This window comes from Alicycliphilus sp. T452, from assembly GCF_054512775.1.
Genome location: NZ_JBTNEH010000017.1, coordinates 50,251 through 70,138, shown reverse-complemented (window position 1 = coordinate 70,138; position 19,888 = coordinate 50,251). Strand labels below are relative to the sequence as shown.

Annotated in this window: 21 protein-coding genes; 10 read left to right on the top strand and 11 right to left on the bottom strand. The window is 67.1% G+C overall.

Going from position 1 to position 19,888, the window contains the following annotated elements:
• The first annotated feature begins 128 nt into the window (after nt 1-128).
• The 4 genes from ACX12L_RS15530 (at nt 129) to ACX12L_RS15515 (ending at nt 6,992) form a co-directional block, all read left to right on the top strand.
• Complete coding sequence (locus ACX12L_RS15530; RefSeq protein WP_459263415.1) at nt 129-1,406, top strand: efflux RND transporter periplasmic adaptor subunit; 1,278 nt, start codon at nt 129-131, stop codon at nt 1,404-1,406.
• An 18-nt stretch (nt 1,407-1,424) separates the two neighbouring features.
• Nucleotides 1,425-4,580 carry an efflux RND transporter permease subunit gene (locus tag ACX12L_RS15525; RefSeq protein WP_459263414.1) on the top strand — a complete coding sequence of 1,052 codons (3,156 nt, stop codon included), beginning with the start codon at nt 1,425-1,427 and terminating at the stop codon, nt 4,578-4,580.
• 24 nt (nt 4,581-4,604) lie between these two features.
• On the top strand, nt 4,605-6,047 hold the full coding sequence (locus ACX12L_RS15520; protein ID WP_459263413.1) for an efflux transporter outer membrane subunit: 1,443 nt from the start codon (nt 4,605-4,607) through the stop codon (nt 6,045-6,047).
• A gap of 120 nt (nt 6,048-6,167) precedes the next feature.
• Nucleotides 6,168-6,992: a c-type cytochrome gene (locus ACX12L_RS15515; RefSeq protein ID WP_459263412.1), complete on the top strand. Its 825-nt coding sequence runs from the start codon at nt 6,168-6,170 to the stop codon at nt 6,990-6,992.
• 155 nt (nt 6,993-7,147) lie between these two features.
• Here the strand turns inward: ACX12L_RS15515 and ACX12L_RS15510 are convergent, their stop codons facing one another.
• Nucleotides 7,148-7,684 carry a DUF2946 family protein gene (locus ACX12L_RS15510; protein WP_459263411.1) on the bottom strand — a complete coding sequence of 179 codons (537 nt, stop codon included), beginning with the start codon at nt 7,682-7,684 and terminating at the stop codon, nt 7,148-7,150.
• Between the two features lie 45 nt (nt 7,685-7,729).
• Complete coding sequence (locus ACX12L_RS15505; protein ID WP_459263410.1) at nt 7,730-8,179, bottom strand: YybH family protein; 450 nt, start codon at nt 8,177-8,179, stop codon at nt 7,730-7,732.
• A gap of 138 nt (nt 8,180-8,317) precedes the next feature.
• Between ACX12L_RS15505 and ACX12L_RS15500 the strand changes: the two genes are divergently transcribed.
• Genes ACX12L_RS15500 through ACX12L_RS15490 form a run of 3 tightly spaced genes read left to right on the top strand, consistent with a single transcriptional unit; the run spans nt 8,318 to nt 10,358 of the window.
• Entirely contained in the window at nt 8,318-8,923 is a 606-nt protein-coding gene (locus ACX12L_RS15500; RefSeq protein ID WP_459263409.1) for a LemA family protein, read from the top strand.
• Nucleotides 8,924-8,926: 3 nt separating this feature from the next.
• Nucleotides 8,927-9,808 carry a TPM domain-containing protein gene (locus ACX12L_RS15495; RefSeq protein ID WP_459263408.1) on the top strand — a complete coding sequence of 294 codons (882 nt, stop codon included), beginning with the start codon at nt 8,927-8,929 and terminating at the stop codon, nt 9,806-9,808.
• A 13-nt stretch (nt 9,809-9,821) separates the two neighbouring features.
• Nucleotides 9,822-10,358 (top strand): TPM domain-containing protein, encoded by a 537-nt coding sequence (locus ACX12L_RS15490; protein WP_459263407.1) that lies wholly within the window; start codon nt 9,822-9,824, stop codon nt 10,356-10,358.
• A 112-nt stretch (nt 10,359-10,470) separates the two neighbouring features.
• Here the strand turns inward: ACX12L_RS15490 and ACX12L_RS15485 are convergent, their stop codons facing one another.
• The 9 genes from ACX12L_RS15485 to ACX12L_RS15445 form a co-directional block, all read right to left on the bottom strand.
• Entirely contained in the window at nt 10,471-10,887 is a 417-nt protein-coding gene (locus ACX12L_RS15485; protein ID WP_459263406.1) for a F0F1 ATP synthase subunit epsilon, read from the bottom strand.
• Nucleotides 10,888-10,958: 71 nt separating this feature from the next.
• A complete protein-coding gene (gene atpD, locus ACX12L_RS15480; protein ID WP_459263405.1) occupies nt 10,959-12,368 on the bottom strand; it encodes a F0F1 ATP synthase subunit beta in 1,410 nt (469 codons plus the stop codon).
• Between the two features lie 28 nt (nt 12,369-12,396).
• Nucleotides 12,397-13,263: a F0F1 ATP synthase subunit gamma gene (atpG, locus tag ACX12L_RS15475; protein ID WP_459263404.1), complete on the bottom strand. Its 867-nt coding sequence runs from the start codon at nt 13,261-13,263 to the stop codon at nt 12,397-12,399.
• Between the two features lie 18 nt (nt 13,264-13,281).
• Nucleotides 13,282-14,841, bottom strand: coding sequence for a F0F1 ATP synthase subunit alpha (gene atpA, locus ACX12L_RS15470; RefSeq protein ID WP_459263403.1), 1,560 nt, complete (start codon nt 14,839-14,841; stop codon nt 13,282-13,284).
• Between the two features lie 45 nt (nt 14,842-14,886).
• A complete protein-coding gene (locus ACX12L_RS15465) occupies nt 14,887-15,429 on the bottom strand; it encodes a F0F1 ATP synthase subunit delta (protein WP_459263402.1) in 543 nt (180 codons plus the stop codon).
• Between the two features lie 18 nt (nt 15,430-15,447).
• Nucleotides 15,448-15,918 carry a F0F1 ATP synthase subunit B gene (locus ACX12L_RS15460; RefSeq protein WP_459263401.1) on the bottom strand — a complete coding sequence of 157 codons (471 nt, stop codon included), beginning with the start codon at nt 15,916-15,918 and terminating at the stop codon, nt 15,448-15,450.
• Between the two features lie 38 nt (nt 15,919-15,956).
• Nucleotides 15,957-16,205, bottom strand: coding sequence for a F0F1 ATP synthase subunit C (gene atpE, locus ACX12L_RS15455; protein ID WP_011803767.1), 249 nt, complete (start codon nt 16,203-16,205; stop codon nt 15,957-15,959).
• A 57-nt stretch (nt 16,206-16,262) separates the two neighbouring features.
• Nucleotides 16,263-17,126, bottom strand: a complete 864-nt coding sequence (gene atpB, locus ACX12L_RS15450; RefSeq protein WP_459263400.1) for a F0F1 ATP synthase subunit A — start codon at nt 17,124-17,126, stop codon at nt 16,263-16,265.
• A gap of 22 nt (nt 17,127-17,148) precedes the next feature.
• Entirely contained in the window at nt 17,149-17,637 is a 489-nt protein-coding gene (locus tag ACX12L_RS15445; RefSeq protein WP_459263399.1) for an ATP synthase subunit I, read from the bottom strand.
• A gap of 187 nt (nt 17,638-17,824) precedes the next feature.
• Here ACX12L_RS15445 and ACX12L_RS15440 point away from each other — a divergent pair, with 187 nt between their 5' ends.
• From ACX12L_RS15440 to lipA, 3 genes are read left to right on the top strand one after another with little or no spacing between them, the layout of a single operon-like run.
• Nucleotides 17,825-18,121 (top strand): YbeD family protein, encoded by a 297-nt coding sequence (locus ACX12L_RS15440; protein ID WP_013517339.1) that lies wholly within the window; start codon nt 17,825-17,827, stop codon nt 18,119-18,121.
• An 11-nt stretch (nt 18,122-18,132) separates the two neighbouring features.
• Nucleotides 18,133-18,825, top strand: a complete 693-nt coding sequence (gene lipB / locus ACX12L_RS15435; protein WP_459263450.1) for a lipoyl(octanoyl) transferase LipB — start codon at nt 18,133-18,135, stop codon at nt 18,823-18,825.
• An 18-nt stretch (nt 18,826-18,843) separates the two neighbouring features.
• The gene (lipA, locus tag ACX12L_RS15430; RefSeq protein ID WP_459263398.1) at nt 18,844-19,824 is read left to right on the top strand and encodes a lipoyl synthase; all 981 of its coding nucleotides are present in this window, start codon (nt 18,844-18,846) and stop codon (nt 19,822-19,824) included.
• Nucleotides 19,825-19,888: the final 64 nt, after the last annotated feature.

The following is a 19,888-nucleotide window of genomic DNA, read 5'->3' as shown; positions in this document are numbered from 1 at the left end:
ATACATTCATGAATGTATGTATAATTCACCCCCTTGTGCAATTGCCATTCGATGGTGCGAGCATCCCGCGTTTGCCTTGCACAGGCACCGCAAAATCACCACCGCACCCTGCCAGCCAAAGGACTTCCATGCCTCGTCTGAACAACAAGAACGCCCGCCCCGTTCGCCGCTTCGAGCGCCGCTCGGCGGTAGCCCTGTCGATCGCCCTGGCCGCAGCCCTCGCGCTGACGGCCTGCGGCAAGAAGGACGCCGCCCCCGCCGGTGCGGGCGGCCCGCCGCCCGCGCCGCAAGTGGGCGTGGTGACGGTGCAGCCGGGAGACATCGGGCTCGTCACGGAGCTGCCAGGTCGATTGGAGGCATCGCGCATCGCCGAGGTACGCGCGCGCGCCGCGGGCATCCTGCAAAAGCGCCTGTTCGCCGAAGGCAGCGACGTGAAGGCGGGCCAGAAGCTGTTCCTGATCGACAGCGCGCCCTACGAGGCCGTGCTGGCGCAGGCGCAGGCCAGCGTGGCGCAGGCAGAGGCCAGCCTGGCCCAGAGCCGCGCACTGGCCGAGCGCTACCGCCCGCTGGTGGCCGTGAACGCCATCAGCAAGCAGGACTACGACAACGCCGTGGCCTCGCAGAAAACGGCCGAGGCCAACGTGGCCGCCGCCAAGGCGGCCGTGACCACGGCCCGCATCAACCTGGGCTACGCCACCGTGACCGCGCCGATCTCCGGCCGCATCGGCCGCGCCCTGGTGACCGAGGGCGCGCTGGTCGGCCAGGGCACGGCGACCGAACTGGCGGTGATCCAGCAGATCGACCCGCTCTACATCAACTTCACGCAGTCGGCCGCCGAGGCGCTCAAGCTGCGCGCGGCCATGGCCAGCGGCAAGTACAAGAAGGCCGGCGCCAACGTCGCGAACGTGAGCGTGGTGCTGGAGGACGGCAGCGTGCACAAGCAGCCCGGCCGCCTGCTGTTCACCGACCTGACGGTGGATGCGACCAGCGGCCAGGTCACGCTGCGCGCCGAGGTGGCCAATCCCGACCGCTCGCTGCTGCCGGGCCTGTACGTGCGCGTGCGGCTGGAACAGGCGCAGGTGGACAACGGCGTGCTGCTGCCGCAGCAGGCGGTCACGCGCACGGGCGCGGCCGATACGGTGATGGTGGTCGGCGAAGGCGGCAAGGTCGAGCCGCGCCCGGTCAGGCTCGGGCCCGCGCAAGGTTCCAGCTGGGTGGTGCTCGAAGGCCTGAAGGCCGGCGAGCAGGTGATGGTCGACGGCTTCCAGAAGCTGCCGCGCGTCAAGCCCGGCGATCCCATGATCGTTCAGCCCGTGCCCTGGCAGGCCAATGGCGCCGCCAAGGCGCCTGCACCGGCCGCGTCGGCCGCCGCCAGCCAACCCGCCGCAGCGCCGGCCAAGCAATAAGAATCAGGAGCGCGGCACATGGCCAAGTTCTTCATCGAACGCCCCATCTTCGCGTGGGTCGTCGCAATCTTCATCATGGTGGCGGGCGCCGTCTCGATCACCCAGCTGCCCATCGCGCAATACCCTGCCGTGGCGCCGCCCACGATCCAGGTATCCGTCGTCTATCCCGGCGCCACGGCACAGACGCTCGAGGACTCGGTGCTCGCCGTCATCGAGCGCGAGATGAACGGCGCCACGGGCCTGGCCTACATGGAAGCCACGGCTCAGGCCAACGGCACCGGCTCGATCGTGCTGAGCTTCGAGCCCGGCACCAACGCTGACATGGCCCAGGTGGACGTGCAGAACCGCCTCTCGCGTGCCACGCCGCGCCTGCCGGCGGCCGTGACGCAGCAGGGCGTGCGCGTGGAGAAGTCGCGCGCCAACTTCCTGCTGTTCTCCATGCTCACGTCTGAAACCCCGAACGTGAGCATCGATGAACTCAACGACTATGCTGCACGCAACATCGTGCCCGAACTGCAGCGCCTGCCCGGCGTCGGCTCTGTCACGCAGTTCGGTGCCGAGCGCGCCATGCGCGTGTGGATCGATCCGGCCAAGCTCAAGGGCTTCAACATCTCCCTCGACCAGGTGAACGCGGCCATCCGCGCGCAGAACGTGCAGGTGTCCGCGGGCAACCTCGGCGATCTGCCCAGCGCCCAGGGACAGACCACGACGGCCACCATCGTGGTGCAGGGCCAGCTCTCCACCACCGAGCAGTTCGGCAACATCGTGCTGCGTGCCAACACCGACGGCTCCACCGTGCGCCTGAAGGACGTGGCGACCCTGGAGCTGGGCGCGCAGAGCTACAGCACCAGCGCGCGCCTGAACGGCACGCCCGCCGTGGGCATGGGCGTGCAGCTCACGCCTACCGCCAACGCGCTGGCCACGGCCAAGGCCGTGAAGGCCAGGCTGGCCGAGCTGCAGCAGTACTTCCCCCAGGGCGTGACGTACACCATCCCGTACGACACCTCCACCTTCATCTCGGTCTCGATCGAGAAGGTGGTGCACACGCTGCTCGAAGCCGTGGTGCTGGTGTTCCTGGTGATGTTCCTGTTCCTGCAGAACTTCCGCTACACCATCATCCCCACCATCGTGGTGCCCGTGGCGCTGCTGGGCACCTTCGGCGCGCTGCTGGCGATGGGCTTCTCGATCAACGTGCTGACCATGTTCGGCATGGTGCTGGTGATCGGCATCGTGGTGGATGACGCCATCGTGGTGGTCGAGAACGTCGAGCGCATCATGAGCGAAGAAGGCCTGCCGCCGCTGCAGGCCACGCGCAAGGCCATGGACCAGATCTCGGGCGCCATCGTCGGCGTGACGGTGGTGCTGGTCTCGGTGTTCGTGCCGCTCGCGTTCTTCGCGGGCTCCACGGGCAACATCTACCGCCAGTTCGCCGCCACCATGGCGACGTCCATCGCGTTCTCGGCCTTCCTCGCACTGTCGCTCACGCCGGCGCTGTGCGGCACGCTGCTCAAACCCGTCGAGGCCGGCCACCACATGGAGAAGAAAGGCTTCTTCGGCTGGTTCAACCGCGCGTTCAAGAGCACCACGCACAGCTACGAGTCGGGCCTGGCCAGGCTGGTGCGCCGCAGCGGGCGCATGGCCATCATCTACGCAGCGCTGATCGGCGCCGTGGCCATCGTCTACACGCGCCTGCCCACCTCGTTCCTGCCCAACGAAGACCAGGGCTACCTGATCACCAACATCCAGCTGCCCGCGGGCGCGTCGCTGGAGCGCACGCGCGCCGCACTGACCAAGGTGGAGGAGTTCGCACTGCACCAGCCCGAGGTGCACAACATCGTCACGGTGGCGGGCTTCTCGTTTTCGGGCCAGGGGCAGAACGCGGGCCTGGCCTTCGTGACGCTCAAGGACTGGAGCGAGCGCCCCGGCCCCGAGCATTCGGCAGCGGCCATCGCGGGCCGCGCCATGGGCGCGCTCATGGGCTACCGCGACGCATTCATCTTCGCGCTGAGCCCTCCACCCATCCCCGAGCTGGGTACCGCCACGGGCTTCACCTTCCGCCTGCAGGACCGCGGCTCCAAGGGCCACAAGGCACTGGTCGCCGCGCGCAACCAACTGCTGGGCATGGCCGCGCAGAGCAAGGTGCTGGCCGGCGTGCGCCCCGACGGCATGGAGGATGCGCCGCAGATGCAGATCGACATCGACCGCGACAAGGCCAACGCCCTGGGCGTGTCGTTCGACACCATCGGCAGCGCGCTCTCCACGGCGCTCGGCTCGTCCTACGTCAACGACTTCCCCAACCAGGGCCGCCTGCAGCGCGTGGTGGTGCAGGCCGATGCGCGTGCGCGCATGCAGCCCGAGGAAGTGCTCGACATTCCCGTGCTCAACAACAAGGGGCAAGTGGTGCCGCTCTCGACGTTCGCCACCACGCGCTGGCTGACCGGCGCCATGCAGACCGTGCGCTACAACGGCTACCCGTCGATGAAGATCGCCGGGGACGCCGCGCCCGGCTTCAGCACGGGCGACGCAATGGCCGAGATGGAGCGCCTGGCCGCCCAGCTGCCCGAGGGCTTCGGCTTCGAGTGGACGGGCCAGTCGCGCGAGGAAAAGCTCGCGGGCTCGCAGGCCATGGTGCTGTACGCGTTCTCGCTGCTCGCCGTGTTCCTGTGCCTGGCGGCGCTCTACGAGAGCTGGTCGATCCCGTTCTCGGTGCTGCTGGTCGTGCCGCTGGGCGTGCTGGGCGTGCTGCTCGCGACGCTGCTGCGCAACATGTCCAACGACGTGTACTTCCAGATCGGCCTCGTGACCATCATCGGCCTGTCGGCGAAGAACGCCATCCTGATCATCGAGTTCGCCAAGGACCTGCAGGCCTCGGGAAAGGGCGTGATCGAAGCGGCGCTGGAGGCCGCGCACCTGCGCTTCCGCCCCATCGTGATGACCTCGCTGGCCTTCACGCTCGGCGTGTTGCCGCTGTTCCTCGCCTCGGGCGCCAGCTCGGCGAGCCAGCGCGCCATCGGCACGGGCGTGATCGGGGGCATGATCACGGGCACGCTGCTGGCCGTGATCTTCGTGCCCGTGTTCTTCGTGGTGGTGCGCAGCTTCTTCAAGGGCAGCCGGCGCCAGCGCGAACACGACGCCAAGCACGCCATGCAGCACCACAGCGACAGCGCGGCCTGACCCGGACGCCGGAGTACGACAAACATGCACAAGCACACCCTGCCCCGCACGCGCCCGGCGCGTGCCCTCTCGCCCCTGGTGATCGCGGCCCTGCTCGCCGGCTGCAGCTTCATACCGAAGTACGAGCGTCCCGCGGCGCCGGTGCCCGAGGCCTTCGCCCTGGCCGGCAGCGACGTACCGGCCACGGCCAGAGCCGCCGCCGACATCGACTGGAAGGACTACTTCACCGACCCGCGGCTGCAGCGGCTCATCGGCATCGCGCTGGGCAACAACCGCGACCTGCGCGTGGCCATGCTCAACGTCGAGCAGGCGCGCGCGCAGTTCCAGATCCAGCGCGCGGGCCAGTTCCCCACGGTGAATGCCATCGCCAGCGGCACGCGCCAGCCCAACATCGTCAACGGCCAATACGCCAACCAGTTCCAGGCCGGCCTGGGCATCTCCGCCTGGGAGATCGACTTCTTTGGCCGCATCGGGGCCCTCAAGGAGCAGGCCCTGGCCCAGTTCCTGGCCACCGAGGAGGCGCGCAAGTCGGCGCAGATCAGCCTGGTGGCGGCCGTGGCATCGGGCTGGCTCACGCTGATGGCCGACGAGGAGCTGCTGGACATCTCCCGCCGCACGCTGGAGACGCGCGAGGAGTCCGTCAAGCTCACGCGCCTGCGCCTGGAGCATGGCGTGAGCTCCGAACTGGACAGCCACCAGGCCGAGAGCCTGGCGCAGGCCGCCCGCGCCACCTACGCCCAGCAGCAGCGCCAGCGCCTGCTCGACGAAAACGCCCTCGCCCTGCTGCTGGGCCAGCCGCTGCCCGACGACATCCGCGCCAGCCTGCCCTCCATGCGCCTGGCCGATGCCGCCCCCATGCAGCCGCTGCCCGCGGGCCTGCCGTCGGACTTGCTGCAGCGCCGGCCGGACATACGCCAGGCCGAGCAGTTGATGATCGGTGCCAATGCCAACATCGGCGCGGCGCGCGCCGCGTTCTTTCCGCGCATCTCGCTCACCGCGCAGTTCGGCAGCGTGAGCAACGAGCTCTCGGGCCTGTTCAAGAGCGGCACCTGGGCCTTCTCGCTGGCGCCGCAGCTGGCCCTGCCGATCTTCGACGCCGGGCGCAACCAGGCTGGCCTGGAGTCCGCGCGCGCCGGCCGCGAAATCGCCGTGGCGCAGTATGAAAAATCCATCCAGACCGCGTTCCGCGAGGTGTCCGACGCATTGGCGGGACAGGCCACGCTGCAGCAGCAGATCGATGCCCAGCGCGCCCAGACCCAGGCCGATGCCAAGCGCCTGGACCTGTCCGACCTGCGCTATCGCAATGGCGTGGCCAGCTATCTGGACCTGCTGGACGCGCAGCGCTCGCTGTACGCGACGGAGCAGGCCCTGGTGCAGACGCGCCTGCTGCAATTGCAGAACCAGGTCACTCTGTACAAGGTGCTGGGCGGCGGCTGGACGGATACCGACGGACCTGCGCGCTCCTGATGGCAATGCCGGCCTTCGCGCCTGCCCGTTTTCCCCAACGGGCGGGTGCGAAGGCCGCTCCTATAATCGAAAACTCTTTTTCTTTCCACCCGCCAGCACAACAACATTACAGAGGTTCTCATGAGCGACTCCCACGACGAAGCGCATTCCGGGATGATCAAAAGCCCGAAGCAGTTCCTGCTCTCCGCCATCTTTGCCTTCGTGCTGCCAGTGTTCATCATCATTGGCCTGGTGATCTTCGTGACCTCGGGCAACAAGCCCAACGCTGGCGTGGACAACGCCGAAATGGCCATTGCGCAGCGCCTCCAGAAGGTCGGCAGCGTGCAGGTGCGCGATGCCAACCGCCCACTGCGCCCGGGTGAAGAGGTATTCAAGGGCCAGTGCGCGGCATGCCACGCCACCGGCGCCGCCGGCGCGCCCAAGCTGGCCGATGCGGCGGCCTGGGGCCCGCGCATCAAGACCGGCTTCGAGGCACTGGTGCAGTCGGCCCTCAAGGGCAAGGGCGCCATGGCACCGCAGGGCGGCGGCGATTTCAATGACACCGAAATCGCGCGCGGCGTGGCCTACATGGCGAATGCGGCGGGCGCGAAGTTCGCCGAGCCGGGCGCCCCGGCCGCGGCGGATGCCGCTCCCGCGGCAGCCCCTGCGGCACCGGAAGCGGCCCCCGCCGCAGCAGCTGCCGCCCCTGCCGCCACCGCGCCCGCGGGCGGGACCGGCAAGGCCGTGTACGAGTCCACCTGCGTCGCCTGCCATGGCACGGGCGTCGCGGGCGCACCCAAGTTCGGCGACAAGGCGGCCTGGGCCCCGCGCCTGGTAGCCGGCTTCGACGAGGTGCTGAAGATCGCCACGCAAGGCAAGGGCGCCATGCCGCCCAAGGGCGGCTCCAGCGCATCGGATGCTGACTTCAAGGCCGCCGTCGAGTACCTGGTGAATTCGGCCAAGTAAACGGCCCTCTGCCCACCCCAAAGCCGGTCGATGACCGGCTTTTGCATTTTCATACGGCTTTGCATTCGGTCGGATAACTAGGCGGGAAGCCGAAGACAGTGCTGCAGCACGGCGAGGCGAACCAACGACGTTAGGCGATCGAATGCGAAGCCGTATCAGGCCCCGGTGCGGGCCAGGGCGGCAGGGCTGGGCACGAAGCCGCAGGCCGCCGGCAGGTCGGCCGCGCGCACCTCGCGCGGCTGCCAGCGCCCCTGCTCGATCTGCTGCGCCACGCAGTCCACGTCCAGGCTGTGCACCAGGCCCAGGCCCATGGGGCTCGTCAGATACACGCGGCCCTCCTCGTCCACCAGGCATTCCTGCACGCCGCCCGCGGGCGCGCCGGTGTGGGCCACGGCCTCTCCCGCGGCGCTCACCCGCCAGACGAGGGGCGCCGCCTCCAGCTCCACGTAGACGCGCTGCGGGCCGTTCTGGAAGAACCAGCAGCCCCGCGCATCGGCCTCGTAGTTGCGGTGGATGAAGTCGATGAGCTTAGCATGCTCCAGCCGGACACCGCGCGCCGCGCGGAAGTCGCCCCGCGCCTGCGTGCCCTCGTCACGCAGATACCACTGTCCGCGCGCATCCAGGCCCAGCCAGCCGTAGCAGTCGGGTACATGGGGCCACTTGGCGATGGCCTGCTTGACGATGTCATCCATGGCGCGATTGTGCGCCTTGCACGGCAGCGGGGAGCACTCGCACGCTCAATGCAGCACATGCGCGGCGGCCGCTGGCGCGGCGCCCTCGCCTGCCGCACCCGGGCTGGCATGGTGCACCACCAGGCGCCAGCCCCGCGGCGTCTTGTGATAGACGTTGGTGGCGCACACCACGGCCTCGCCCGGGCCATCGGGCAGCATGACGCTCACGTGCTCGAGCACGCTGTGCACGGTGCTGGCCAGCGCCTGCACACGCACCACCTGCTGCGCCCGCACACCGAGCCCTCCGTGCCTGAGCATGGCGGCGAATGCCGCGCGGATGGCCGCCGGCCCGATCAGGCGCGGGCCTCCGGGGTGGATGCAGACGATCTCGTCCTCGTCGGCCCAACAGGCCATCACGCGCTCGAGGTCGCCCGCGCGCAGGGCATCGTAGAAAGTGGTTTCGAGTTCGTCGGGCGTGCCGGCCAGGATGGCAGCACGCAAAGAGGATCGGGTCATGAGCCAGGCGCCGTGCATGCGATGAAACCGCCATTGTCCGCACCACGGATCGGCTTGTCACGGCACAATGCCGGCATCCGGGGCGCCACTTGATTCCCGAGTCGCGGCCCATCCCCTCAGTTGCAAAGACCTCGCACCATGAAACGACTCATCGCCATCATCGCCGCGGCACTGGCCTTGTCAGGCTGCGGCTACAACGACTTCCAGCGCCTGGACGAGCAGTCCAAGGCCGCGTGGAGCGAAGTGCTCAACCAGTACCAGCGCCGTGCCGACCTGGTGCCCAACATCGTCGCCACGGTCAAGGGCGAGGCCGCGTTCGAGCAGGAGACGCTGACCAAGGTGATCGAGGCGCGCGCCAAGGCCACCTCCATCCAGGTGACGCCCGAGCTGCTCAACAATCCCGAGGCGTTCAACAAGTTCCAGCAGGCACAGGGCGAGCTGTCCAGCGCGCTCTCGCGGCTGATGGTGGTGGCCGAGCGCTACCCGCAGTTGCAGGCCAACCAGGCCTTCCGCGACCTGCGGGTGACCCTGGAGGGCACGGAAAACCGCATCACCGTGGCGCGCAACCGCTACATCCAGACCGTGCAGGAATACAACGTGCTCGCGCGCAGCTTCCCCACCAACATCACGGCCATGGTGTTCAGCTATGCGCCCAAGCCCAGCTTCACCGTGCAGAACGAGGCGCAGATCAGCACCCCGCCCACGGTGGACTTCTCCAGCCCTGCCGCACCGGCATCCAAGTAAAAAATGCCTCTGGCGCTTGTACTACAAGCGCTGATAGCTATATTTTTAGTAGCTATCGGGGCTCCTGGCGCCACGGCGCAGCCGCTGCGCGCCGTGCCCGCGCTCACGGCGCGCGTGATCGACCAGACCGCCACGCTCTCCGAGGGCGAGCGCCAGGCGCTGGAGGCGCAGCTCGCGGCCATCGAGCGGCAGCACGGCTCGCAGGTCGTGGTGCTGATGGTGCCCACCACCACGCCCGAGGACATCGCCGCCTTCGCCAACCGCGTGGGCAATGCCTGGAAGATCGGCCGGCGCGACGTGGGCGACGGCGTGCTCGTCATCGTTGCCAAGGACGACCGGCGCATGCGCATCGAGGTCGCCAAGGCGCTCGAAGGCGCGATCCCCGACATCGCGGCCGCGCGCATCATCGACGGCGCGATGAAACCGCGCTTTCGCGAGAACGACTTCGCGGGCGGGCTCGATGCCGCCGTGCGCCAGATCGGCGCGCGCATCGCGGGCGAATCGCTGCCGCTGCCGCAAGACGAGCGGCAGCGCGGATCGGACGGCGCTGGCTGGGAGGACCTGGCCATCTTCCTGTTCTTCGGCGTCCTGGTCGCGGGCCCCGTCGTGCGCACCCTGTTCGGGCAGCGCCTGGGCGCCCTGGTGATGGGCGGCGGCGTGGGCGCGCTGGCCTTCCTGGCCACGGCCAGCGTGCTGCTGGCCGCGGGTGCCGGTATCGCCGCGCTGTTCTACACCTGGGCCTTCGCGGGGCGCGGCGCGCCCATCGTCTGGAACGGGGGCGGCTGGGGCGGCCACGGCGGGGGATGGAGCGGCGGCGGTGGCGGCGGATTCCGTTCCGGCGGCGGCGGGGACTTCGGCGGCGGCGGCGCCTCCGGCGACTGGTGAGGATGTGAAAAACATGGCGAAGAAGACCCGCACCGGCCTCCTGCACCGCCTGGCCCGCCTGCTGCGCCACCGCTGGGCCGACGGTGGCCTGCACCAGGCCTTGCCGCCCGAACTGCTCGAACGCCTGGGCCGGCGCGTGTCGGCGAGCGAACGCCGCCACACGGGCCAGATCCGCATCTGCGTGGAAGGCGGCCTGCCCCTGTCCTACCTGTGGAGCGGCGCCGGCGTGCGCGAGCGGGCCGTGACGCAGTTCGGCAAGCTGCGCGTGTGGGACACGGAGCACAACAACGGCGTGCTGATCTACCTGCTGCTGGCCGAGCACGCCATCGAGATCGTCGCCGACCGGGGCCTGGCCCGCGCCGTTCCCCCCGACACCTGGCGCGCCATGGCCGATCACATGGCGCAGGCCTTCCGCGCGGGCCGCTACGAGGACGGGCTGACCCAGGCCCTGGCCGAAGTCTCGGCCCTGCTGGTGGAGCACTTTCCTGCAGCCCCCGAACAACCCGGGCCGCGCGACAACGAACTGCCGGACATGCCCGTGGTGGGCTGAATCACAGCGCCGCGCGCTCGGGCGCCCTCATGCAAGATATGTGCGCCCTGCCGGACGCGGCATAAAAAAAGGACGTGTCGCGCACGTCCTTCTTGCTTCCATCGGCCTTCCGTCAGTGCTTCTGGCGGTACTTGCGCAGCGCCGCGATCTGCGCGGCCATGATGGCCAGCTCGGACTGGGCGCGCGCGATGTCGATCTCGCTCTTGGCGTTCTTCAGCGCTTCCTCGGCCGCTGCCCTGGCTTCCTGGGCCTTCTGGTCATCCAGATCTGCGCCGCGGATGGCGGTGTCGGACAGCACCGTGACGCAGTCCGGCTGCACTTCCAGGATGCCGCCGGCGACGAAGACGAATTCTTCGCTGCCATCGGCCATCTCGATGCGCACCGAGCCGGGCTTGATGCGCGTGATCAGGGGCGTGTGCTTGGGCAGGATGCCCAGCTCGCCCGCCTCGCCCGGCAGCGCGACGAAGCGCGCCTCACCGGTGAAGATGGACTCTTCGGCGCTGACCACATCGACGTGGATGGTGTTCATCTTTGCTCCTTAGAAAAAGCGGGGAGAGGAGTGCCGGCAGGCTTGCAGCCAGCCTGCACTCCGAACCCGCTTCAGTTGGCCAGCTTCTTGGCCTTTTCGAAGGCTTCGTCGATGGTGCCGACCATGTAGAAAGCCTGCTCGGGCAGGTGGTCGCACTCGCCGGCCACGATCATCTTGAAGCCGCGGATGGTTTCCGACAGCGGCACGTACTTGCCGGGCGAGCCCGTGAACACTTCGGCCACGTGGAAGGGCTGCGACAGGAAACGCTGGATCTTGCGCGCGCGGGCCACGGTGAGCTTGTCCTCGGGCGCGAGTTCGTCCATGCCCAGGATGGCGATGATGTCGCGCAGTTCCTTGTAGCGCTGCAGCGTGCCCTGCACCTGGCGGGCCACGTTGTAGTGCTCCTCGCCCACCACATGGGGGTCGAGCTGGCGGCTGGTCGAATCGAGCGGGTCCACGGCCGGGTAGATACCCAAGGCGGCGATGTCACGCGAAAGCACCACGGTGGAGTCCAGGTGGGCAAAGGTCGTGGCAGGCGAAGGGTCGGTCAAGTCGTCGGCAGGCACGTACACGGCCTGGATGGAAGTGATCGAACCCACCTTGGTGGAAGTGATGCGCTCCTGCAGGCGGCCCATTTCCTCGGCCAGCGTCGGCTGGTAGCCCACGGCGGAGGGCATGCGGCCCAGCAGGGCGGACACCTCGGTACCGGCCAGGGTGTAGCGGTAAATGTTGTCCACGAAGAACAGCACGTCGCGGCCTTCGTCGCGGAAGGACTCGGCGATAGTCAGGCCGGTCAGGGCCACGCGCAGACGGTTGCCCGGGGGCTCGTTCATCTGGCCGTAGACCATGGCCACCTTGGACTGGGAGAGGTCCTCCTGCACCACGACCTTGGAGTCGCTCATCTCATGGTAGAAGTCGTTGCCCTCACGGGTACGCTCGCCCACGCCGGCGAACACGGACAGACCCGAGTGCGCCTTGGCAATGTTGTTGATGAGCTCCATCATGTTCACGGTCTTGCCCACGCCGGCGCCGCCGAACAGGCCCACCTTGCCGCCCTTGGCGAACGGGCACACCAGGTCGATCACCTTGATGCCGGTTTCCAGCAGCTCCTGCGAGGGCGACAGCTCGTCGTAGGCCGGGGCCTTGCGGTGGATGGAGGCGGTGAGTTCCTGGCTGACGGGGCCGCGCTCGTCGATGGGGTTGCCCAGCACGTCCATGATGCGGCCCAGGGTGGCCTTGCCCACGGGCACGGTGATGGGGTTGCCCGTGTTGGTGACCATCAGGCCGCGCTTCAGACCGTCGGAAGAGCCGAGGGCAATGGTACGCACGATGCCGTCGCCCAGCTGCTGCTGCACTTCCAGCGTCAGGGCAGAGCCTTCGAGCTTGAGGGCGTCGTACACCTTGGGCATCTGGTCGCGCGGGAACTCCACGTCCACCACGGCACCGATACATTGAACAATCTTGCCTTGCACTTGAGCCATTTTTTGCTCCAGAAATTTGTGAAACCGGTTAGACGGCTGCCGCACCCGCGACGATCTCCGAAAGTTCCTTCGTGATCGCGGCCTGGCGCGTCTTGTTGTAGACCAGCTTGAGCTCGTTGATGACGTTGCCCGCGTTGTCGGTGGCGGCCTTCATGGCCACCATGCGCGCCGACTGCTCCGAAGCCATGTTCTCGGCCACGGCCTGGTAGATCAGCGACTCGACATAGCGCACGAGCAACTCGTCGATCACGGTCTGAGCGTCCGGCTCGTAGATGTAGTCCCAGCTGGGACCCGACTTGTCGGCCTTCAGGTGCTCCGAGGACAGGGGCAGCAACCGCTCCACCACCGATTCCTGCTTCATGGTGTTGATGAACTTGGTGTAGGAGAGGTACACCGCGTTGATCTTGCCTTCGGCATACGCGTCCAGCAGCACCTTGACGGGGCCGATGAGCTTTTCCAGATGGGGCGTGTCGCCCAGGCCGACGGACTGTGCCACGACCTTGGCGCCGATGCGGTTCAGGAAGCCCAGGCCCTTGTTGCCAATGGCAACGGCCTGCGCCTCGACCCCCTGGGACTGCAGCTCGCGCAACTTGGACGTCACGGCACGCAGCACGTTGGTGTTCATGCCGCCGCACAGGCCCTTGTCGGTCGTCACCACGATGACGCCCGCCGCCTTCGCGTCGTTCACCTTCATGAAGGGATGCACGTACTCGGGATTGGCTTCGCCGAGATGGGCCGCGATATTGCGCACCTTCTCGGCAAAGGGACGAGCAGCGCGCATGCGGTCTTGCGCCTTGCGCATTTTGGACGCGGCCACCATTTCCATGGCCTTGGTGATCTTCTTGGTGTTCTCCACCGATTTGATCTTGCCGCGTATTTCCTTGCCTGCTGCCATGATGCTTCCTCGTCCGGTTTAAACGAACGACTTCTTGAAGGCCGTGATGGCTTGCGTCAGTTCGGCTTCGTCCTTGCCTTCCTTGTCGAAGGCGCGGTTTTGCTCCAGGCGCTCGAGCAGGGCTGCATGGCTGGTCTTGAGGAACTGGTGCAGGCCGGACTCGAAGGGCAGGACCTTCTTCACATCCACGTCATCCAGAAAGCCCTTGTTCACCGCGAACAGCGAGGCGGCCATCAGGCTGATGGGCAGCGGGCTGTATTGGGGCTGCTTGAGCAGTTCGGTCACGCGGGCGCCGCGGTCGAGCTGCTTGCGGGTGGCTTCGTCCAGGTCGGAGGCGAACTGCGCGAACGCGGCCAGTTCGCGGTACTGAGCCAGGTCGGTACGGATACCGCCGGACAGGCCCTTGATCAGCTTGGTCTGTGCAGCACCGCCGACGCGCGACACCGAGATACCGGCGTTGATGGCGGGGCGGATACCGGCGTTGAACAGGCTGGTTTCCAGGAAGATCTGGCCGTCGGTGATCGAGATCACGTTGGTCGGAACGAAGGCGGACACGTCGCCGGCCTGGGTTTCGATCACGGGCAGCGCGGTCAGCGAGCCGGTCTTGCCCTTGACTTCGCCCTTGGTGAAGGCTTCGACGTAATCGGCGTTCACGCGGGCGGCGCGCTCGAGCAGGCGGCTGTGGAGATAGAACACGTCGCCGGGGAAGGCTTCGCGGCCCGGCGGGCGGCGCAGCAGCAGCGAGACCTGGCGGTAGGCCACGGCCTGCTTGGACAGGTCGTCATAGACGATCAGCGCGTCCTGGCCGCGGTCGCGGAAGTATTCGCCCATGGTGCAGCCGGAGTAGGCCGACACGTACTGCATGGCGGCGGATTCCGATGCGGATGCGGCGACGACGATGGTGTAGTCCATCGCACCGGCCTGCTCCAGCGAGCGCACCACGTTCTTGATCGACGACGCCTTCTGGCCGATGGCGACGTAGATGCAGGTCACGTCCTGGCCCTTCTGGGCGATGATGGCGTCGATGGCCACGGCCGTCTTGCCGGTCTGGCGGTCGCCGATGATCAGCTCGCGCTGGCCGCGGCCGACGGGCACCATGGAGTCGATGGATTTCTGGCCGGTGGCCAGGGGCTGGTCCACGGACTGGCGCGCGATCACGCCGGGAGCGACCTTCTCGATCACGTCCGTCATCTTGGCGTTGATCGGGCCCTTGCCGTCGATGGGCTGGCCCAGGGCGTTCACCACGCGGCCGACCAGTTCGGGGCCCACGGGCACTTCCAGGATGCGGCCCGTGCACTTGACGGTGTCGCCCTCGGAGATGTGCTCGTAGGCGCCCAGAATCACCGCACCGACGGAGTCGCGCTCCAGGTTCAGCGCCAGGCCGTAGCTCGGCTGGCCGTCCGCGTCGGCGGGGAATTCCAGCATTTCGCCCTGCATCACGTCCGACAGGCCATGGATGCGCACGATACCGTCGGTCACGGACACCACGGTGCCCTGGTTGCGGATGTCGCTGCTGGCTGCCAGCCCTTCGATGCGGCTCTTGATCAGTTCAGAAATTTCTGCGGGATTGAGTTGCATGACTCTTTCCTTCTTTCTTTAATAAGCCCAGACCTCACCGGCCGCTCAGGCCGTGAGGGCCGCTTTCATTTGTTCCAGACGTGCCTTGACGGAGGTGTCGAGCACCTCGTCGCCCACCACCACGCGCACGCCGCCGATCAGGGACTCGTCCGTCTGCACGGAGAGATTGAGTGTGCGGGCAAAGCGTTTTTGCAGCGTGGCCGAGAGCTCGGCCAGGGCGTTGGCATCCAGGGGGAAGGCACTGTAGACGATGGCATCCGAAGAGCCGTTGCCTTGGTTGACCAGCGCGCGGAATTGCGTCGCGATCTCGGGCAGCACCTGCACCCGGCCGTTGTCGAGCAGGGTGCGCAGGAAGTTGTGCGCCATCTCCGGCAGCGCCGTCTTGGCCACCCCGGTGATGACACCGAACAGCTGTTCCGCGGTCACCTTGGGGTTGTCCAGCAACTGGCGCAATTGAGGGTTGGCGGCAATCGCCGCCAGCTCGTCCACCCAGGCGCAAGCGCCGTTCAGGTCGGCACCGGCCTTGCCGGTACAGGCCTTGTACAGCGCCTCTGCGTAAGGGCGGGCAATGGTGGCGATTTCAGCCATGGGGTTGCTCCCTTACGTTTACAGCTCGGTCTTGAGACGGTTCAGCAGATCGGCGTGGACACCGGCATTGACTTCCTTACGGAGAATCTGCTCGGCGCCCTTGACGGCCAGCGCGGCAACCTGCTCGCGCAGGGCCTCGCGGGCGGCAATGGCCTGCTGCTCGGCCTCGGCACGGGCGGCGGCGACGATCTTGTTGCCTTCGTCTGTGGCGCGCGCCTTGGCCTCTTCGATGATGGCCTGGGCGCGGCGCTCGGCGTCGGCCAGGCGGCTCGCGGTTTCGTTGCTGGCGGCTGCCAGTTCCTGCTTAACGCGCTGGTCGGCAGCGGCAAGCTCGGTCCTGGCACGATCGGCAGCGGCGAGACCATCGGCGATTTTCTGGGCTCGTTCATCCAGCGCCTTCGCGATCGGGGGCCACACGAAAGTCATCGTGAACCACACCAGGATCAGAAAGACGATAGCCTGAACGAACAGGGTCGCGTTGATACTCACGGCAACACCTTTCTATTCGTTGGCGTTGATCGGAGCGCTTAGGCCAGGACGAAGGGGTTGGCGAAAGCGAACAGCAGCGCGATGGCCACGCCGATCAGGAAGGCCGCGTCGATCAGACCGGCCAAGATGAACATCTTGGTTTGCAGCTCGTTGATCAGCTCAGGCTGACGAGCCGACGATTCCAGGAACTTGCCGCCCATCAGAGCGATACCGATCGAAGCGCCGATGGCGCCGAGACCAACGATCAGACCGCAAGCCAGAGCGACGAGGCCGAGAATGTTTTCCATGATGACTCCTAGGATGAAAAGAAAGGTTGGTTGAGAAAGGAAAAGGAAAGGGAAAGCTCAGTGAGCGTCATGCGCCTGGCCGAGGTAAATCAGCGCCAGCATCATGAAAATGAAGGCCTGCAGGGTGATGATCAGAATGTGGAAGATCGCCCAGATAGAGCCCGCAATGATGTGCCCCAGGGGGAGCAACACACCAGAGAGCGACATGGCAGCCGCGCCGCCCATCAGGGCGATCAGCATGAACACCAACTCACCAGCGTACATGTTGCCAAACAGTCGCATGCCGTGCGAAACCGTCTTGGCAAGGTATTCGATGATCTGCATGGCGAAATTCACCACGCCCAAAATGGCGGCGAACAGCGGATTCTTGCTGGTGCCGAACGGCGCCGTGAACAGTTCGTGGATCCAGCCGCCCAGGCCCTTGATCTTGATGCTGTAGTAGAAGCACAGCAGCAGCACGGCAGAGGACAGGCCCAGTGTCGTGGACAGGTCGGCCGTGGGCACGACGCGCAGATAGGCGTGGTGGTCGCTCAGCGCGCCCTGCCACAGCACCGGCAGCAGGTCGACGGGCAGCATGTCCATGGCGTTCATCAGGAAGATCCAGACGAACACGGTGAGCGCCAGCGGCGCGATGAACTTGCGGCTCTGGGCGTTGTGGATGTTGGCCTTGGCCTGGTTGTCCACCATCTCGACGAGGATCTCCACCGCCGCCTGGAAACGCCCCGGCACGCCTGCGCTGGCCTTGCGCGCGGCCGACCAGAAGACCAGCAGCATCAGCACGCCCAGCAGCACGCTGACGGCGATGGAGTCGAGGTTGACCACCGAGAAGTCAACGATGAAACCCTGCTTGACGTTCTGCAGATGCTGCAGGTGGTGAACGATGTATTCACTGGCGGTCGGTGCATTCGCTTCTGCGGCCATTGGACAACTCTTCTCTCAAATATCAATCGGTTCGTCGAACACCGGGGCGCGCCAGCAGCGCGATCCAGTACGCTTTCATCGTTACCACCATGCCGGCCAGCAAGGCCAGCCAACTGAGCCCCGGCACCAGCCTGGGCGCCGCCGCCAACATGGCGACGGTCACAACAATCTTCACCAGCTCCCAGCCGAAGAGTCCCGCCACGGCAGCCCCTGCGGACGTTCGCCTGCGCGCCATTGCACGCGCAAACAGCGCCGCGGGCAGCACCACCGACAAGCCCCCGTAGCCGACGGACCAGGCCCACTGCGCCCGCCCCGTCAGCAACCAGGCCAGCAGCGCAGCCAACACACCCACCGCTGCCTGGACCGCGACGATCCGCCAGACCGACAGGCGGGGCTGGCGCTTGCGCCACTCCGTTGCCTCCTGCGCGGTCAAGGGCTTGAAGTCGGAATCTTCAGCCTCAGATTCGGTCCAGGAGGCGGTTGTTTTCTCGCGGGAAGAAGCTTGCGCCACAGACCAAAACTTTCACAAAGCCCTTGATTATAAGTAAAAACCCCGTCCGATCCACAATTACCCAGGGGCCGGCCACCGAACCGAGGCACGAGCGGCGGCAATGTGGTGGCGCCCCAACGGCCCCCGGCCATCAGCCCCAGCACCATACCATTGGCTCCCGTGGCCGCCCGAGCCAGAAAGACCCGACATGACGACGCCTGCCAACCCGCCCGCCACCGATCCCCGCAAGGACTCGCTGATCGAATACCCCTCGCGCTTTCCCATCAAGGTGATGGGCGCGAACGTGAACGGCTTCGTGCATGCGGTGACCGAGGTGGCCCGGCGCTTCGATCCCGATTTCGATGCCTCCACCATCGAGCTGCGCGACAGCCGCGCCGGCAACTACCTGGGCGTGACCATCACCATCACCGCCACCAGCCGCGAGCAGCTCGACGACCTGTACCGCGCCCTGTCCTCGCACCCCATGGTCAAGGTCGTGCTGTGAGCCTGCCCGCCATGCAGCTGCGCGTGCTGGGCCGCGCGGGCTACGCCGACACCGTGGCCGCCATGCGGCGTTTCACCGAGGAGCGCACCGGTGACACGGCGGACGAGCTGTGGCTTTGCGAGCATCCGCCGGTCTATACGCAGGGCATTGCGGGCAGGAAGGACCACGTCCTGATGCCTGGCGACATTCCCGTCGTCGCCACCAACCGCGGCGGGCAGGTCACGCACCATGGCCCCGGCCAGGTCGTCGCCTATCCGCTGGTGGACCTGCACCGCGCGGGCTACTACGTCAAGGAGTACGTCCATCGCATCGAGGAGGCCGTGATCCGCACGCTGGGCCACTATGGCGTGACGGGCCACCGCGTGGCCGGCGCGCCGGGCATCTACGTGCGCCCGGACGACCCCGGCAGCCACGCGCGGCTGCCGCAGCGCCCGCTGCGGCGCGCGCCTGGCAGCGCGGCGCCCGTGCCCGACTTCGCGGGCCTGGCCAAGATCGCGGCGCTGGGCATCAAGGTCGCGCGCCACTGCACCTACCACGGCGTGGCGCTGAACGTGGCCATGGACCTGGAGCCCTTCTCGCGCATCAACCCTTGCGGTTACGCAGGATTGCAGACGGTGGACCTTTCTACAATCGGCGTCCACACCACCTGGGACGACGTGGCGGCCGTGCTGGGTCAACAGCTTGCCTCCCGCCTCGCGCCCTGACCCGCCCCCCGAAAAGCCATGAGCACTCCAGAAACCGTGCGCGAAGCGCAATCCGCCGAAGCCTACAACCCGCTGGCCAAGCAGAAGGCCGCGGCCAAGCTGTCGCGCATCCCGATCAAGGTCGAGCGGGGCGAGGTCCTCAAGAAGCCCGAGTGGATCCGCGTGAAGGCCGGCAGCCCGACGACGCGCTTCTACGAGATCAAGCAGATCCTGCGCGAGCACAAGCTGCACACGGTGTGCGAGGAGGCCTCCTGCCCCAACATCGGCGAGTGCTTCGGCCATGGCACGGCCACCTTCATGATCATGGGCGACAAGTGCACGCGCCGCTGCCCGTTCTGCGACGTGGGCCACGGCCGGCCCGACCCGCTGGACAAGGAGGAGCCGCTGAACCTGGCCAAGACGATCGCCGCGCTCCGGCTCAAGTACGTCGTCATCACCAGCGTGGACCGCGACGACCTGCGCGACGGCGGCTCGGGCCATTTCGTGGAGTGCATACAGCGCATCCGCGAGCTCTCGCCCGCCACGCAGATCGAGATCCTCACGCCCGACTTCCGCGGCCGCGACGACCGCGCGCTGGAGATCCTCAAGGCCGCGCCGCCGGACGTGATGAACCACAACCTGGAGACCGCGCCGCGCCTGTACAAGGAGGCGCGCCCGGGCTCGGACTACCAGTTCAGCCTGAACCTGCTCAAGAAGTTCAAGGCCCTGCACCCGGGCGTGCCCACCAAGAGCGGCATCATGGTCGGCCTGGGCGAGACCGACGAGGAGATCCTGCAGGTGATGCGCGACATGCGTGCGCACGGCATCGACATGCTGACCATCGGCCAGTACCTCGCGCCGAGCAACAGCCATCTGCCGGTGCGCCGCTACGTGCACCCCGACACCTTCAAGATGTTCGAGGCCGAGGCCTACAAGATGGGCTTCTCGCACGCGGCCGTGGGCGCCATGGTGCGTTCGAGCTACCACGCCGACCAGCAGGCGCACGCGGCCGGGGTTTGAAGAAAAATCGGCCTCCAGCGCTTATCCAGCAAGCGCTGGCAGCTACGAAATCGATAGAAACCCG